The organism is Cupriavidus sp. H18C2 (genome assembly GCF_049393795.1).
In the GTDB taxonomy this organism is placed as follows: Bacteria; Pseudomonadota; Gammaproteobacteria; order Burkholderiales; family Burkholderiaceae; genus Cupriavidus; species Cupriavidus pauculus_C.
Window position 1 is genome coordinate 2449717 of sequence record NZ_CP186010.1, and the last position, 15890, is coordinate 2465606.

The 15890-nt window shown below is 69.5% G+C and carries 16 protein-coding genes; 8 read left to right on the forward strand and 8 right to left on the reverse strand.

What is annotated here, in order from left to right:
- Positions 1 to 4: 4 nt before the first annotated feature.
- Positions 5 to 772: a tetratricopeptide repeat protein gene (locus EPAKOI_RS11005; RefSeq protein WP_124683755.1), complete on the reverse strand. Its 768-nt coding sequence runs from the start codon at positions 770 to 772 to the stop codon at positions 5 to 7.
- Positions 773 to 930: 158 nt separating this feature from the next.
- Between EPAKOI_RS11005 and EPAKOI_RS11010 the strand changes: the two genes are divergently transcribed.
- A complete protein-coding gene (locus EPAKOI_RS11010) occupies positions 931 to 1434 on the forward strand; it encodes a hypothetical protein (protein ID WP_423192199.1) in 504 nt (167 codons plus the stop codon).
- Positions 1435 to 1488: 54 nt separating this feature from the next.
- On the opposite strand, the gene EPAKOI_RS11015 is transcribed toward EPAKOI_RS11010, so the two are convergent.
- The 3 genes from EPAKOI_RS11015 to EPAKOI_RS11025 all read right to left on the reverse strand — a co-directional run bounded on the left by EPAKOI_RS11015 (position 1489) and on the right by EPAKOI_RS11025 (position 5674).
- Positions 1489 to 1983, reverse strand: a complete 495-nt coding sequence (locus EPAKOI_RS11015) for a DNA-deoxyinosine glycosylase (protein ID WP_423192200.1) — start codon at positions 1981 to 1983, stop codon at positions 1489 to 1491.
- Positions 1984 to 2120: 137 nt separating this feature from the next.
- Complete coding sequence (gene htpG, locus EPAKOI_RS11020) at positions 2121 to 4022, reverse strand: molecular chaperone HtpG (RefSeq protein ID WP_423192201.1); 1902 nt, start codon at positions 4020 to 4022, stop codon at positions 2121 to 2123.
- Between the two features lie 128 nt (positions 4023 to 4150).
- On the reverse strand, positions 4151 to 5674 hold the full coding sequence (locus EPAKOI_RS11025) for a PLP-dependent aminotransferase family protein (protein ID WP_423192202.1): 1524 nt from the start codon (positions 5672 to 5674) through the stop codon (positions 4151 to 4153).
- A gap of 84 nt (positions 5675 to 5758) precedes the next feature.
- Between EPAKOI_RS11025 and EPAKOI_RS11030 the strand changes: the two genes are divergently transcribed.
- The 7 genes from EPAKOI_RS11030 to EPAKOI_RS11060 all read left to right on the forward strand — a co-directional run bounded on the left by EPAKOI_RS11030 (position 5759) and on the right by EPAKOI_RS11060 (position 11218).
- Positions 5759 to 6436, forward strand: coding sequence for a VOC family protein (locus EPAKOI_RS11030; protein ID WP_423192203.1), 678 nt, complete (start codon positions 5759 to 5761; stop codon positions 6434 to 6436).
- A 30-nt stretch (positions 6437 to 6466) separates the two neighbouring features.
- The gene (locus EPAKOI_RS11035; RefSeq protein WP_423192204.1) at positions 6467 to 7183 is read left to right on the forward strand and encodes an alanyl-tRNA editing protein; all 717 of its coding nucleotides are present in this window, start codon (positions 6467 to 6469) and stop codon (positions 7181 to 7183) included.
- A 5-nt stretch (positions 7184 to 7188) separates the two neighbouring features.
- The gene (locus EPAKOI_RS11040) at positions 7189 to 7821 is read left to right on the forward strand and encodes a LysE family translocator (RefSeq protein ID WP_313835043.1); all 633 of its coding nucleotides are present in this window, start codon (positions 7189 to 7191) and stop codon (positions 7819 to 7821) included.
- A gap of 15 nt (positions 7822 to 7836) precedes the next feature.
- Positions 7837 to 8805: a DMT family transporter gene (locus tag EPAKOI_RS11045; protein WP_423192205.1), complete on the forward strand. Its 969-nt coding sequence runs from the start codon at positions 7837 to 7839 to the stop codon at positions 8803 to 8805.
- A gap of 13 nt (positions 8806 to 8818) precedes the next feature.
- A complete protein-coding gene (locus tag EPAKOI_RS11050; RefSeq protein WP_423192206.1) occupies positions 8819 to 9271 on the forward strand; it encodes a RidA family protein in 453 nt (150 codons plus the stop codon).
- Positions 9272 to 9347: 76 nt separating this feature from the next.
- The gene (locus EPAKOI_RS11055) at positions 9348 to 10535 is read left to right on the forward strand and encodes a PLP-dependent aminotransferase family protein (protein ID WP_423192207.1); all 1188 of its coding nucleotides are present in this window, start codon (positions 9348 to 9350) and stop codon (positions 10533 to 10535) included.
- A gap of 38 nt (positions 10536 to 10573) precedes the next feature.
- Positions 10574 to 11218, forward strand: a complete 645-nt coding sequence (locus EPAKOI_RS11060; RefSeq protein WP_423193512.1) for a glutathione S-transferase family protein — start codon at positions 10574 to 10576, stop codon at positions 11216 to 11218.
- A gap of 72 nt (positions 11219 to 11290) precedes the next feature.
- On the opposite strand, the gene EPAKOI_RS11065 is transcribed toward EPAKOI_RS11060, so the two are convergent.
- From EPAKOI_RS11065 to EPAKOI_RS11080, 4 genes are all read right to left on the reverse strand, one after another.
- Positions 11291 to 11821: a chromate transporter gene (locus tag EPAKOI_RS11065; protein ID WP_124685074.1), complete on the reverse strand. Its 531-nt coding sequence runs from the start codon at positions 11819 to 11821 to the stop codon at positions 11291 to 11293.
- The gene (locus EPAKOI_RS11070) at positions 11821 to 12399 is read right to left on the reverse strand and encodes a chromate transporter (RefSeq protein WP_423193513.1); all 579 of its coding nucleotides are present in this window, start codon (positions 12397 to 12399) and stop codon (positions 11821 to 11823) included. Before EPAKOI_RS11070 ends, EPAKOI_RS11065 begins: the two co-directional genes overlap by 1 nt.
- 206 nt (positions 12400 to 12605) lie before the next feature.
- Positions 12606 to 14936, reverse strand: coding sequence for a DNA topoisomerase IV subunit A (gene parC / locus EPAKOI_RS11075; protein WP_423192208.1), 2331 nt, complete (start codon positions 14934 to 14936; stop codon positions 12606 to 12608).
- A gap of 131 nt (positions 14937 to 15067) precedes the next feature.
- A complete protein-coding gene (locus EPAKOI_RS11080; RefSeq protein ID WP_423192209.1) occupies positions 15068 to 15877 on the reverse strand; it encodes a lytic transglycosylase domain-containing protein in 810 nt (269 codons plus the stop codon).
- Positions 15878 to 15890: the final 13 nt, after the last annotated feature.

Sequence of the window (15890 nt, forward strand, 5' to 3'; positions counted from 1 at the left end):
CGGATCATTGGCCCAGCGCGGCTTGCGCGCGCTGCAGCCATTCGCGATTGTGCTCGCGGGCATGACGCGGCCAGTGGCGCGCGTCGTGAACGATTTCGGTGTAGAGCGACTTGGCGCGCTCGCGGTCTGCCGGGTCGGCCTGCGCGGCCAGCCAGTCGGCGTAGAGGCAGCGCGCCGCCACGTCGCTGGCATGGGTCAGCGCACGCTCGAACGCGTCGCGCGTGCCGGGGGCGCCCAGCGCGGCCAGCGCCCGGGCGTAAAGCAGCGACGGGTCGGATTGCTCGCGCGCCCGTGGGTTGGCCGCGAACAGCTTTTCCAGCGTGACCTGGGCCTCGGCATGGCGGCCCGTGGCCAGTTGCGCCCGCGCCAGCCCTTCGAGCAGCGCCGGATCGGACGCGAACGGGCCGTTGGCCGCCGCCTCGTAGTGCTGCAGCGCCTCGGGCGCGTTGCCGGTATCGAGCAGCGCGGCACCCAGCCGCATCCGGTGCTCCACGGTCGGCGCCCGGTCGAACGCGTCGCGCGCCTCGCGCACGGCCCGGCCCGGATCGACGATCTGGTGGATCGCCCGCTTGGCCACCTGCGCGCCGCGCGTCTGGCGCAGCCCGGGCAGGTAGACGGCAAAGAAATAGACCACGCTGCCCAGCCCCGGGAACAGGAACAGCAGCAGCAGCCAGTACATGTTCTGGTGGGTGCGGACGGCGTGCACGGCAAAGAAGATCGCGACGATCACGTGCAGGCCGATACCGCCGATTCCGAGATTCCCGAACGACATATCAGTAAGACCCTTCCAGGTTTTGGTCCAAGCGAGGCATGGCCGCGATTGTGACAGAAGCCGGTGAGACCCCGGCGCCCCGGCTAAAGTTTTCCGATGGCGGGCCGATGTAGATGTGGGCGCTCTCCTCGCCCGCACTTCGACTGGAAACAATGACCATGACATCCATCAGCAGCGTAACCCCGCAGGTATGGGTCGCCAGTGACGCCGCCGTCACCGGCGCGCATCGCTATACCCAGCCGGCAGCCGAATCCGCCGACGCCCAGGCCGCCGCCACCGGCGCCAGCACGACCGAGGCGTCGTCCAGCAGTGCCAGCGCCGGCAGCGGCCGCATCGAGGGCCCGTCCGGCGCCGGCAAGATGGGCGGCGGCGCGGCCGCAGGCGGCAGCACCAGCAGCGACGCCAGCGAATCGGACGTCATCAAGGCGCTCAAGCAGCAGATCGAATCGCTGCAGAAGCAACTGGCCGCCCAGATGGCCCAGCTCCAGGCCGCCCAGGCCGCGCCGACCGACGACCAGACCAAGGCCGCCACGGTCGGCACGCTCCAGGCCGGCGTCTCAGCCACCCAGGCCGCCCTGTCGGAAGCCATGGCCCGCCTGTCGGCCGCCTATCAGGAAGCCACCGGGACCAGCACCGGGAATATCGTCAATACGACGGCCTGACCGGCCATCGTCCGCCCCGCGCCCCCGCCCGGCTTGCGGCGGGCGCGGCGGCCTTCAATCCAGCCACGCCCGGATGGCCTGCCACGCGATCAGCTTCTGCGCGTACGCCAGCGTATAGGCCGGACTGCTCGACGGCAGTTTCAGGATGGCGTGCCGGTCGCCGTGTTCGCCCAGCGCCTTTTCCCCGATCCTTGCCGCCGTGCCGCCGTTGAAGGCGATAGCCCGCAGCGCCGGCAGGGTGCCGATCAAGCCCAACAGGTCGTTGCCCTGGTGATCGCGGATACTGCTGTCGAGGCTGCCGTCGCGGCGCGCCTCGGCCACCACGTCCCAGAGCCCCACCCGGTGCCGGCGCAGCGTCGCCAGCCGGCTGTCGTAGTCCAGCCCCGCCAGGTCCACACTCAGCACGTCGCCCATCAGGTGCCAGAAGCGGTTCTGCTTGTGCGCGTAATACTGGGACTGGGCGAGCGAGACCTCGCCCGGCAGGCTGCCCAGCACCAGCACGCGGGTGTGGGCGTCGACGACCGGGGGGAAGCAGCGTTTGGTGGTCATCGGGATGGGGTCAGGGGTTCAGCCGCCGACCCTCTCCCCTGCCCGGCATAGCCAATGCCATCGGGTGGCGCCCCGCTCCCGCTTGCGGAAGAGGGGCCGGGGGAGAGGGTCAGCATGTCGACCGGCGCGGGCGCCAGTCAGGCCAGCAACCGGTTCACGCGTTGCACATAGGCCGCCGGGTCTTCCAGCATGCCGCCCTCGGCCAGCAGCGCCTGGTCGAACAGCACGCGCACGCGGTCGCCAAAGGCGTCGTCCTCGGGCAGGTCGCGCAGCTTGCGGACCAGCGCGTGCTCGGGGTTCAGTTCCAGGATCGGCTGGGCGTCGGGCGCCTTCTGGCCGGCCTGCTTGAGCAGCCGCTGCAGGTAGCCGCTCATGTCGCCCTCGTCGGACACCAGGCACGAGGCCGAATCGGTCAGGCGCAGCGTCACGCGCACGTCCTTGGCCTTGCCTTCCAGCACGGCCTTGGCGCGTTCCACCACGTCCTTCCACTCGGTGGTCGCCTTCTCCTGCTCGGCCTTCTCGGCCTCGTCGGCCAGCGCGCCCAGGTCCAGGTCGCCGCGTGCCACGGACACCAGCTCCTTGCCGTCGAATTCGCGCAGGTACGACAGCATCCACTCGTCGACGCGGTCGGTCAGCAGCACCACCTCGATGCCCTTCTTGCGGAACACCTCCAGGTGCGGGCTCGACTTGGCCGCCGTCCAGGTGTCGGCCGTGACGTAGTAGATCTTGTCCTGGCCTTCCTTCATCCGGCCCACGTAGTCCGCCAGCGACACCGCCTGCTCGGCCGTGTCGCCGTGCGTCGTGGCAAAGCGCAGCAGCCGGGCGATGCGCTCGGCATTGGCGTGGTCCTCGCCCATGCCTTCCTTGAGCACCTGGCCGAACTGTTCCCAGAACGTCTTGTACTTGGCGCGCTCGGCGTCGTCCTCGCTGTCGGCCAGCGATTCCAGCATCGACAGCACGCGCTTGGTGCAGCCCTCGCGGATCGCCTTGACGTCGCGGCTTTCCTGCAGCAGCTCGCGCGACACGTTCAGCGGCAGGTCGGCCGAATCGACCACGCCCTTGACCCAGCGCAGGTACGACGGCAGCAGCTGCTCGGCCTCGTCCATGATGAACACGCGCTTGACGTATAGCTTCAGCCCGCCCTTGTGGTTGCGGTCCCAAAGGTCGAACGGCGCGCGGGCCGGGATGTACAGCAACTGGGTGTACTCGCTGCGGCCTTCCACGCGGTTGTGGGTCCAGGCCAGCGGCGGCTCGTGGTCATGGGCGATGTGCTGGTAGAACGCCTGGTACTGCTCGTCGGTGATGTCCGACTTGCCGCGCGTCCAGAGCGCGCTGGCCTGGTTCACGCTTTCCCACTCGTCCGAGCGCTTCTGCGTCTGCGTCTCGGCATCCCATTCCTCCTTGGGCATGCGGATCGGCAGCGAGATGTGGTCCGAGTACTTGCGGATGATGTGTTGCAGCCGGTACGACGACAGGAAGTCGTCCTCGCCCTCGCGCAGGTGCAGCGTGATGGTGGTGCCGCGCTCGGCGCGGTCGATCGCGTCGACGCTGAACTCGCCATCGCCGGCGCTTTCCCAGCGCACCGCCTCGCTGGCCGGCAGCCCGGCGCGACGCGTTTCCACGGTGACCTTGTCCGCGACGATAAACGCCGAATAGAAGCCCACGCCGAACTGGCCGATCAGCGCGGCGTCCTTCTGCTGGTCGCCCGACAGTTGCTGGAAGAATTCCTTGGTGCCCGACCGGGCGATGGTGCCCAGGTTGCGGATCGCCTCGTCGCGGCTCATGCCGATGCCGTTGTCGGTGATCTTCAGCGTGCGGGCGGCCGGGTCGGCCTCGATCTGGATCGCCAGGTCGGCGTCGTTTTCCAGCAGCGACGGATTGGCGATGGCCTCGAAGCGCAGCTTGTCGGTGGCGTCCGAGGCGTTCGATACCAGCTCGCGCAGGAAGATTTCCTTGTTGCTGTACAGCGAGTGGATCATCAGATGCAGAAGCTGCTTCACTTCTGCCTGGAAGCTCATCGTCTCGTGCGGTGCGGTCATGGTTCTCCTCTTGAAAACGGGTCAGCGCAACGGTGCCCCGCCCCGTGTATCCGGGACGGGATCGATGGCGCTGGAAATCGGGACGGCCCGGCGCTTTTTCAAGGGCCCCGGCCGCGGCTTTTGCGGGCTCAGGACGCCGCCGGCAGGCCGGACAGCCGCTCCATCTGCCCGGCCAGGAAGCGCAGCATGCCGGGGTCGCCGCTGCTGGCCACGTTGAAGCGGGTCCACGTGGACGGCATCTGCGACGGCGAGAACAGGCTGCCCGGCGCGAACAGGCAGCCTTCCTCGTGCCCGGCCGTGGCAATCACGTTGGTATCCACGCCGGTATCGGCCCACAGGTACATGCCGGCCACCTGCCCCGGGAAGATGCGGATGCCCAGCCGCTCCAACTGCTCGCGCGTGGCGTCGCGGGCCCGGTCCAGCCGCACCCGCACGCGCTCGGTGTGCTTGCGGTAGTGGCCCTCGGTCAGCACCTTGTAGACCACCCGCTCGTTGATTTCCGGCGTGGCCATGCCGGTGACCAGCTTGCTGTCGGTCAAATTCACGGCCAGCTCCGGGCTGGCGGCGATATAGCCCACACGCAGGTTGGCGGCCAGCGTCTTCGAGAAACTTCCCAGGTAGATCACCCGCTTGAGCTGGTCCAGGCTGGCCAGCCGGGTGGCCGCGTGGCCGGGCGGGCAGAGATCGCAGTAGATATCGTCCTCGACGATGGTGAAGCCGTACTGCTCGGCCAGTTGCAGCAGCCGGAACGCCCTAGCGGCCGACAGCGACGTGCCGGTGGGGTTGTGCAGCACGGAATTGACCACCACGAGCTTGGGCCGGTGGGCCTGGGCGATCCGCTCCAGCGCCTCCAGGTCGGGGCCGTCGGCGGTATAGGGCACGCCAATCACGTTGGCGCCCTGCGTGGCGAACCGCGCGAACATCACGAACCACGCCGGATCGCCCACCACGACCGTGTCGCCCGGGTGCAGGAACTGGCGGGCGATCAGGTCGAACGCCTGGGTGATGCCCGACGTCATGACGATCTGGTCCGGCGTCACGCCGATCTCCAGCTCCTCCAGCCGGGTGCGAAGCTGCTGGCGCAGCGGCAGGAAGCCCATCGGCGTGCCGCTGGACAGGAAATGGCCGCCCGGCTGGCGCCCGAGGCTGCGCATCGCGCCAGACAGCAGTTCGCCGTCCAGCCATTCGTTGGGCAGAAAGCCCCAGCCCGGCGCCTTGTGGCTTTCCGCCGAGTGGAACATGCTGCGCAGCAGCCACGTGACGTCGACATTGCGGATGGCCGGCGACGCCGGCGGCGCGGCCACCGACGCAGGCGGCACACGGTCACGCACGTAGAAGCCCGAGCCCCGGCGCGATTCCAGGTAGCCCAGCGCCACCAGCCGCTCGTAGGCTTCCACGACTGTGAAGCGCGAGATACCCTTCTCGGCCGCAAGCTGCCGGATCGACGGCATCCGCATGCCCGCCCGGAACACCCGCTCGTCGATGCGCAGCCGGGCCCACTCGGTCAACTGCTCGACCAGCGTCATCTGGGCCGACGGAATCGGGTCCGGCAGGCGTGGCTGGGCCGCCGACGGCATCACCAGCCGCAGCGGCCGCGTGCCGCCCGGCGCGCCGTCGCTACCGTCCCGAGGATTCTTCTGGCTGCCTTCCATGTGGCGCTCCCGCAACTGTACTGAAGACGACTTGCTCAACTGTATCGGTACTGTACCGACTAGCTTGACTACCATCAACCCACAATGAAACTTGCTCTGGACCATCTCGTCGTTGCCGCGCCCGACCTGGAATCGGGCGCCCAGCATGTGGCCGACCTGCTCGGCATCGCCCCGCAGCCCGGCGGCGCCCACCCCCGCATGGGCACCCACAACCGCGTGCTAAGCCTGTTCGGCGGGATGTACCTCGAAGTGATCGCCATCGACCCGGCCGCCGACGTGCCGCAGCGCCCGCGCTGGTTCGGGCTGGACAGCGACGCCGTGCAACAGCGGCTGCGCGACGGCCCGTTCCTGGCGCACTGGGCCGCCCGCGTGGAACGGCCCGCCGACCTGTCGCGCTGGCAGGCGCAGTACCCGGACCGCATCGCCCCGGCCATCCCGATGGATCGCGGCGCGCTGCACTGGCGCCTGACCGTGCCCGACGACGGCAGCCTGCCCGCATGGCACGGCGAGGCGGCCAGCGCCGGCGAGGGCCTGTTTCCGACGCTGATCCAGTGGGACGTGCCGAACCACCCCGGCGTCGCCCTGCCCCGTCAGGATCTGGCCCTGCGCGCGCTGCGCGGCCGGCATCCGCACGCTGAACTGCTGCGGCAGGGGCTGGCCTGGATCGGTGCCGCGCACCTGATCGAGATCGAACAGGCCGACGGGCCGCCCGGCCTGACCGCCGAGATCGAAACCCCAGCGGGCATCAAGACCCTGCGCTGACCCCGAAGACATCCCCAAAGGAGCCCCCCGATGCCCCCGACCACGCTGAAGCGTTTCGACGACGACGCCTACCTCGACCACTGCCAGGCCACCGTGGTGGCGGTGAGCGAGGCGGGGATCGAGCTGGACCAGACCGTCTGCTACGCGCGCAGCGGCGGCCAGGCCGGCGACACCGGCACGCTGGCCACGGCCGACGGCCGCGTGGTGACGCTGGGCGAAACCGTCTACGCCGACGACCGCACCCGCATCCTGCACGTGCCGGCGCCCGGCATGCCCGCGCTGCAGCCCGGCGACCGCGTGGAAGTACGGATCGACTGGGCGCGCCGGCACCGGCTGATGCGGCTGCACACCTGCCTGCACCTGCTGGGGTCGCTGATCCCGGTGCCGGTCACGGGCTGCGGCATCTCGCCCGATGCGGCGCGCATCGACTTCGACCTGCCCGAATCGACGCTGGACAAGGCCGACCTGACCGCGCGGCTCAATGCGCTGATCGACGCCCGGACGCCGGTCGGCATCGACCGCATCACGCCCGAGCAACTGGCCGCGCAGCCAGACCTCGTGCGCACCATCGGCGCCGCGCCGCCGGCCGGCACGGCCCACATCCGCATCGTCGACATCCCGGGCGTGGACCGCCAGCCCTGCGGCGGCACGCACGTGGCCAACACGGGCGAGATTGGCGCGATGGTGGTGACCAAGATCGAGAAAAAGAGCCGCACCAACCGGCGCGTGGTCGTCAACTTCGCATGAGCGGCATGGAAAGCTGGCTGACGGGCCTGTCGACGGCCCAGTTCCTGGCGCTGGTCACGCTGCTGGCGGTAGGCGCCTTCACGCCGGGGCCGAATACCACCGTGGCGGCCGTGACCGGCGCCAACTTCGGCCTGCGCGCCACGCTGCCACACTGCATCGGCGTGTCCGTGGGCTTTGCCAGCATCATCGCGCTGTGCGCCACGGGCGTGGGCGCGCTGGTGCTGGCCAGCCCCACGCTGGGCGTGCTGATCCGCGTGGCCGGCGTGCTGTACCTGCTGTGGCTGGCATGGCGCATCGCCCGCAGCACGGCGCTGGCCGAAAAACGCGTGCTCAAGCCGATGAATGTCTGGCAGTCCATCGCCATGCAGTTTGCCAACATCAAGGCGTGGATGATGGCGCTGGCCGTGGCCGCGTCGTATATGGAAGGCGCGCCGTCGCTGGGCCAGCGCGTAGTGCTGGTCAGCGCGCTGTTTGCCACGTTCGGCTTCTTCAGCAACGGCGCCTATGGCGCGCTGGGCGCGTCGCTGCGCCACTGGCTGATGCAGGGCAACCGCGTGCGCTGGTTCAACGGCACGATGGGGCTGGCGCTGGCGCTGACCGCCGTCTGGATCGCCGTCGCGGCGCAACCCCATCACTGACCGGCCCCAATCGCCATGACATCGCACTCCTCTCCTCCGTCCGGCGGCATGCTGCTGGGATTCGTCGGCGTGGCGATCTTCAGCCAGACGCTGCCGTTCACGCGCATGGCCGTGGCCGAACTGGACCCGTCGTTCGTGGCGCTGGCGCGCGCCGTGATCGCGGCCATGCTGGCGCTGGCGCTGCTGGCCGCGCGCGGCGCGCTGGCACCGGCCCGCCGGCCGCGCGGGCGCCAGTGGCTGCGGCTGGCCGTGACCGCGCTGGGCGTGGTGGTCGGCTTTCCGATGTTCTCGTCGCTGGCCATGCGCGAGGTGCCCGCCGCGCACGGCGCCATCGTCATCGGCCTGCTGCCGCTGGCCACGGCCGTGTTCGCGGCCTGGTTCGGCAATGAGCGGCCGTCGCTGGGGTTCTGGCTGTCGGCGCTGGCCGGCAGCGCGCTGGTGGTGGGCTTTGCCTTGTGGCAGGGAGCCGGCGGGCTGCAGCACGCCGACTGGTTCCTGTTCCTGGCCGTGGTGCTGGGCGCACTTGGCTATGCCGAAGGCGGTAAGCTGTCGCGCGAGCTGGGCGGGCTGGAAACGATAAGCTGGGCGCTGGTGGTGTCGCTGCCGGTGCTGGTGCCGGTCGTGGCGTGGCTGGCGCTGGCCCACGCCGGCCAGATTGCCGCCGCGTCGCCGCGCGCCTGGATCGGCATGGCCTACGTGTCGGTCTTCTCGATGTTCGTCGGCTTCCTGTTCTGGTACGCCGGGCTCGCAAAAGGCGGCGTGGCCCGCGTAGGACAGATACAATTGCTCCAGCCGTTCCTCACGCTGGCGGGCGGCGCCGTGATCCTGGCCGAGCCACTCGATGCCGCCACCGTCGCTTTTGCGGTGGCGGTGATTGCCGTAGTGGCCCTCGGCCGGCGCGCCGCCGTGCGCAACACCGCACCTGCCCCCGCACCGGTCCCGGCCGGAGAAACGCCCCCTATCCTCCCAGGACGCATTCACTGACAGGAGTCACCGCATGTCCGTCTACGATACCCTTGCCAAACTCGGCGTGGAACTGCCCACCGCGGGCGCCCCCGCCGCGGCCTACGTGATGGCCGCCACCACCGGCAGCACCGTCTTCCTGTCCGGGCACATCGCCCGCAAGGACGGCAAACCCTGGGCCGGCAAGCTCGGCAAGGACATCGACACCGCCACCGGCCAGCAGGCCGCGCGCAGCATCGCCATCGACCTGCTGGCCACGCTGCACGGCCACATCGGGGACCTGAACAAGGTCAAGCGCATCGTCAAGGTGATGAGCCTGGTGAACTCCACGCAGGAATTCACCGAGCAGCACCTGGTGACCAACGGCTGCTCCGAATTCCTGGCCGAAGTGTTCGGCGAGAAAGGCCGGCACGCCCGCAGCGCGTTTGGCGTGGCCCAGATTCCGCTGGGCGCCTGCGTGGAAATCGAGATGATCGTCGAGATCTGAAGCCCCGCCTCACGTATTAGAGACATGGCCGGGCTTGCACCCCCGGCCGCTGAATTTCCCCACCAAGAGACCAATCATGAAATGGGCCATCTCCCGCCGGGCGCAGCAACTGACCAGCTCGGCCATCCGCGAAATCCTGAAAGTCACCGAGCGTCCGGAAGTCATTTCGTTCGCCGGCGGCCTGCCCTCGCCGGCGTCGTTCCCGGTAGCGGCCATGGAAGCGGCGGTGGCCCGGGTCTTTGCCGATAACCCGCAGGGCGCGCTGCAGTACGCCGCCACCGAGGGCTACCTGCCGCTGCGCGAGTTCGTGGCCCGCCGCTACAACGTGGGCGTGGAGCGCGTGCTGATCACCACCGGCTCGCAGCAGGCGCTGGACCTGATCGCCAAGGTGATGATCGACCCGGGCAGCCCGGTGCTGGTGGAAACGCCGAGTTACCTGGGCGCGCTGCAGGCGTTCTCGCTGTTCGAACCGGAATTCGTGTCGGTGCCGACCGACGAGCAAGGCCTGGTGCCCGAGGCGCTGACGCCCGAGCTGACCGCCAACGCCCGCTTCCTGTACGCGCTGCCGAACTTCCAGAACCCCACGGGCCGCCGCCTGCCGCTGGAGCGCCGCCAGGCGCTGGTCAAGCGCGCGCAGGACCTGGGCATCCTGCTGGTGGAAGACGATCCGTACGGCGAGCTGAGCTACACCGGCAACACGCTGCCGACGCTGCTGTCGATGAACCCGGACGGCGTGATCTACATGGGCTCGTTCTCGAAGATCCTGGCGCCCGGCATGCGACTGGGCTTCGTGATCGCCCCGCCCGAGCTGCATTTCAAGCTGTGCCAGGCCAAGCAGGCGTCGGACCTGCACACGCCGACCTTCACGCAGCGCATTGCCTACGAGACGGTCAAGGACGGCCTGCTCGACACCCACATCCCGACCATCCGCGAGCTCTACGGCAAGCAGTGCGCCTACATGCTCGACGCGCTGAAGCGCCACATGCCCGAGGGCGTGACCTGGAACGTGCCCGAAGGCGGCATGTTCATCTGGGTGGAGCTGCCCGAGGGACTGGACAGCATGAAGATCCTGGAGGAAGCCGTGCGCCGCAACGTGGCCTACGTGCCCGGCGCGCCGTTCTACGCGGGCAACCCGCGCATGAACACGCTGCGCCTGGCCTTCGTGACCGTGCCGCAGGAGCGCATCGAGCAGGGCGTGTCGATCCTGGGCGCGCTGTTCCGCGAAGCCATCGCCAAGGCCGCGCCGCAGCCGCGCGCCGCCTGAGGACGCCGGGCGCCATGGACCGCGACGAACCGCACGGCCTGCTGCGCATCTGGGGCCGCCTGTCGTCGATCAACGTGCAGAAGGTGGTCTGGTGCGCGCGCGAGCTGCACCTGGACCACGAACGCATCGACATCGGCCACCACAAGGGCGAGCTGGACACGCAGGCGTATGTGCGCCTGAATCCGAACCGGCTGATCCCGGTGATCGAGGATTTCCGGGACACCGACGTGGCCGGCGAGCCATTCGTGCTGTGGGAATCGAATGCGATCGTGCGCTACCTGTGCGCGCGCTACGGCGAGGACACGCTGTGGCCGGCCGACGTCAAGGCGCGTGCATCGGCCGACCGCTGGATGGACTGGCAGACCACCACGTTCAGCCCGGCGATGGTCCAGGCGTTCCTGCAGACAGTGCGGATGCCGGCCGAGCAGCGCGACGCCGACGTCATCGCCAGATCGTGCCAGCGCACCGAGCCGCTGGCGCAGATGCTGGACGAGGCGCTGGCCGACCGCGAGTTCATCGGCGGCGACCGCTTCACGATGGCCGACATCTCGCTGGCCTGCGCCGCCCACCGCTGGCTGGGCACGCCGGTACCCCACGCCCCCCGCCCGAACCTGGAACGCTGGCTGGAGGCCATGCGCGCCCGGCCCGCCGCGATGAGCATCCTGGTACTGCCACTGAAGTAACGGGCGAGCGCCCGCCCAGGGTTGCTCCCCTCTCCCGCACGCGAGGAAAGCGCATGGCAGCCAACCACCGTCCTACATCAACCCCAGCAGTCCCGCCCCGCCCCCCAGCGCCACCAGCAGCAGCGGGTGGGTCTTCGTCTTCAGCATCAGGCCGACCGTCAGCAGCGTGACCGCGGCGGCGGTCCAGCGGTGGTCGACGCTGCTGGCCAGCACCCAGCCGGTCGACATCAGCAGGCCGATCGTCAGCGCGGACAGGCCGCGCCGGATCAGCACCGGCCACAGCGCGTGGGGCGCGCGGCCCGCGAAGTATTCGAAGCCGAGCGCGATCACGCTGGACGGCCCGCAGATGCCGACCATCGACGCAAACGCGCCGGCCGCCCCGGCCACCTGCCAGCCGAACAGCGCCACGAACAGGATGTTCGGCCCCGGCGACGCCTGCGAGATGGCGTAGAGCGCCGCGAACTGCTCGTCGGTCATCCACTGGCGCGATTCCACGAGGTAGCGGTGCATGTCCGGAATCACGGTACCGCCACCGCCCACGGCCAGCAGCGAGAGCATGCCGAAATGACCCAGCAGGTCGCGCAGGATCTCGGGCGCCGCCATCATGCGCCCCGCCGGATCGCGCGGTATTCGAGCACCAGCGCCACCGGCACCAGCACCGCCATCACCGGCAGCAGCGGCCAGCGCAGCCAGCCGATGGCGACGAGCGCCGCCACCCCGACCACCACGGCCCGCACCGAGCGCGGCTGGCTCTGGGCCAGCTTGACCCCGGTGGACAGCACCAGCCCGGCCGCCACGGCCGTCATGCCGGCCAGCATCTGCCGCACCTGCGGCACGTCCTGGTAGCGCAGGTAGACGCCCATCACGCAGAGCACCACCACCATCGGCACGAACACCAGCCCGCTGAACGCGGCCACGGCGCCGCGCAGCCCGGCAAAGCGCAGGCCCAGCATCAGCGCGAGGTTGATCACATTGGGGCCCGGCAGCACCTGCCCCATGCTCAGGATTTCCACGAAATCGCGGTCACCGAGCCAGCGGTTGCGCTCGACCACGGACCGCCGCACGAACGGCAGCACGCCGCCGAAACCGGACAGCCCCATGCGGGCGAATTCGAAGAACAGGGTGCGCGCCGTGGGCGGCGGGGCAAGCTCGGTCTCGGCGGCGAGAGGCGTGGCGGACATGATCGTGATGGGGGCGCCTGCCATGCGGAATGCGCAGGGTCCCGACATGGTACGGCAGATGCCGCCCCGCCGCCGCGCACGGGCCATCACGAAACGGCAAGAGGGGATCGCGCGGGGCGATGGGGGAAAGGTGAACCGCTGGCTGGCTCCCCTCGCCGACGAGTGGCAGAGGGGAGCCAGGACGCTGACGGGCAAGCGTGGGGCGATTATCCCGCCGCCTTCACCGCCTCCAGCTTCACGTCCTTCAGACGGGGCTCGATGGCCTTGCCCTTGCGGGCGCGCTTGCCGACGTACGGCAGCAGCGTCTTGCCGGCCAGCTTCTGCGGCGGCACCTTGCCGCCGCGCATGCCGGTGCCGGAGATCAGCAGGCCCGGGGCGCCCACGGCCACGGCCTGTTCCAGCGTTTCCTTCGGCTCCAGTTCCATCAGGATCACGCCGCGGCCGCCGGCCGACAGGACCTTGACCTCGTCCAGCCCCACCAGCAGCAGGCGGCCGTTGGCCGAGAAGCACGCCACGTGCGTGGCGTCGTCGCCAATCGGGGACGGCTGCAGAATCCGGTCGCCGTCGTCCAGCGTGACGAACGCCTTGCCGGCCTTCTGGCGGCCGATCATGTCGCCCACCTTGGTCACGAAGCCGTTGCCGCCCGCCGTGGCGATCAGCATGCGCTGCTCGCCGCCACCCGCGAACGCGTGGGCGATCTGCGTGCCGGCGGCCAGGTCGATCAGCGTGGTCACCGGCACGCCGTCGCCGCGCCCGCCCGGCAGGCCCGACACGGCCACCGAATAGACCCGGCCGTTGCTGCCGAAGGCCAGCATCGTGTCCACGGTGCGGCATTCGAACGTGGCATAAAGGCTGTCGCCGGCCTTGAACGTGAACTGCGACGGGTCGTGGCCGTGGCCCTGGCGCGTGCGCACCCAGCCCTTGCCCGACATGATTACCGTCACCGGCTCGTCGATTACCTTCACCTCGGCCGCGGCGCGGCTGGCTTCCTGGATCAGCGTGCGGCGCGGGTCCTTGTCCTCGGGGCTGAACTGCTTGGCGTCCTGCTCGATCTCCTTGATGATCTTGCGGCGCATCATCGTCTCGGACTTCAGCAGCACGTCCAGCTCGGCTTGCTCATCTCGCAGTTTCGCCAGTTCCTGCTCGATCTTGATCGCCTCCAGCCGGGCCAGCTGGCGCAGCCGGATTTCCAGGATGTCCTCGGCCTGGCGGTCGCTCAGGCGGAACGCCTCGATCAGCGCCGGCTTGGGCTCGTCGCTCTCGCGGATGATGCGGATCACCTCGTCGATGTTCAGCAGCACCAGCATCCGGCCTTCCAGGATGTGGATGCGGTCTTCCACCTTGTTGAGCTGGAAGCGCGAGCGCCGGGTCACCGTCTCGAAGCGGAACTGGATCCACTCGCGCAGGATTTCCTGCAGGCCCTTCTGGCGCGGCCGGCCGTCGGTGCCGATCATCACCAGGTTGATCGGCGCGCCTGATTCCAGGCTGGTATGCGCCAGCAGCGTCTGGATGAACTCCTGCTGGTCGGTGTTCTTGCTCTTGGGCTCGAACACCAGCCGCACCGGCGCGTCCTTGCCGGATTCGTCGCGCACGGCGTCCAGCACGCCCAGCAGCGCGGTCTTGAGCTGGGTCTGCTCGGGCGTCAGCGCCTTCTTGCCGGCGCGGATCTTCGGATTGGTGATTTCCTCGATTTCCTCCAGCACCTTCTGCGCCGACGTGTTCGGCGGCAGCTCGGTCACCACCATCTGCCACTGGCCGCGCGCCATTTCCTCGATGGTCCAGCGCGCGCGCACCTTCAGGCTGCCGCGGCCGTTCTCGTAGATCTGGGCAATTTCCGATGCCGGCGAGATGATCTGGCCGCCGCCGGGGTAGTCCGGGCCGGGCAGGATCGCCAGCAGTTCGGCCAGCGAGATGTTCGGGTTGCGGATCATGGCCACCGCGGCGCCCGCCACCTCGCGCAGGTTGTGCGGCGGAATCTCGGTGGCCATGCCCACGGCGATGCCGGACGCGCCGTTGAGCAGCACGAATGGCAGCCGGGCGGGCAGCAGCTTCGGTTCTTCCTCGGACCCGTCGTAGTTGGGCAGGAAATCCACCGTGCCCATGTCGATCTCGTCGAGCAGCAGCCGCGAGATGGGCGTCAGGCGTGCCTCGGTGTAGCGCATGGCCGCCGCGCCGTCGCCGTCGCGCGAGCCAAAGTTGCCCTGGCCGTCGATCAGCGGGTAGCGCAGCGAGAAGTCCTGCGCCAGGCGCACCAGCGCGTCATAGGCCGACTGGTCGCCGTGGGGATGGAATTTACCCAGCACCTCGCCGACCACGCGGGCCGACTTGACGGGCTTGGCATCGGCGCGCAGCCCCATCGCCTGCATGGCGTAGAGGATGCGGCGCTGCACGGGCTTCTGGCCGTCGGCCACTTCGGGCAGCGCGCGGCCCTTGACCACGCTCACGGCGTAGTCCAGGTAGGCACGCTCGGCGTACCGCGCCAGCGTCAGCGAATCGGCCGGCTCTTCGGGCTGGAACGTAGTATCTGCTTGATCCATGGTGGGCAAGGTTTCGGCGTGCCGGGCGCGGGGCGCCAGGCTTCCGGCAGTTGCAATCAGCGTGGGATTCTAAAGGAAGTGGGTCACAAGGCCGCCGGAAAAAGCGGCCGGCCCCGGTTCGGGGCGTGGCGTCAGGGCATCGGCCGGCGGCCGCCGCCGATCACCATGCGCACGCGGTCGGCCGCCACGCCGGTGCGGATCACGCCGCCCGCGCCCGGCTGGCCGCGCTGGTACAGGCGGTAGAACTCCAGCACGGTGGTCACGTACTGGCGCGTCTCCGGATACGGCGGGATCTGGTTGTTGTAGCGCTGCACGGCGCCCTCGCCGGCGTTGTAGGCCGCCAGCACCAGCTCCAGGTTGTCCGGGAACAGCGCCATCAGGAAGCGCAGGTAGCGCACGCCGGCGGCGATGTTCAGCTTCGGGTCCGCCAGCTTCTGCTCGACGGTGCGGCGCTTGTCCGCCGCCACGCCAAAGCGCGCGCCGGTGTCCGGGATGACCTGCATCAGCCCGATGGCGCCCTTGGGCGACACCGCCGACGCATTGAAGCCGCTTTCCACCGCCATCACGGCCTTGACCAGCGCCGGGTCGACGTTCTGGGCGCCGGCCACCTTCTCGATGATCGGCTCGACCGTGCGCATGTTCGGATGGTTCAGCAGATAGCGGAACAGCTTGTCGCGCTCCGGGCTGGGCTTGTCGCCAAGCGCGATCACGCCGCGGTGCCCCAGGTCGCCCGAATCGAACTGCCCGCCGTCCTTCATGAACAGCTTGTAGCGGTCGTCGAGCCTGGCATCGGCGAAGTGCGCCACGCCGTCGGCGTCGATATAGCCCCACAGCGCGGCCTGGGCCGGCACGGCGGCGCAGAGCAGGCCGAGCACGGCCAGCACCCGGGCCAGGCGCCAGGGCCTTGCCGTGCCATGCTGTCGTGCTGTGCGTGCCTGCATCGTCGTCTCTCCC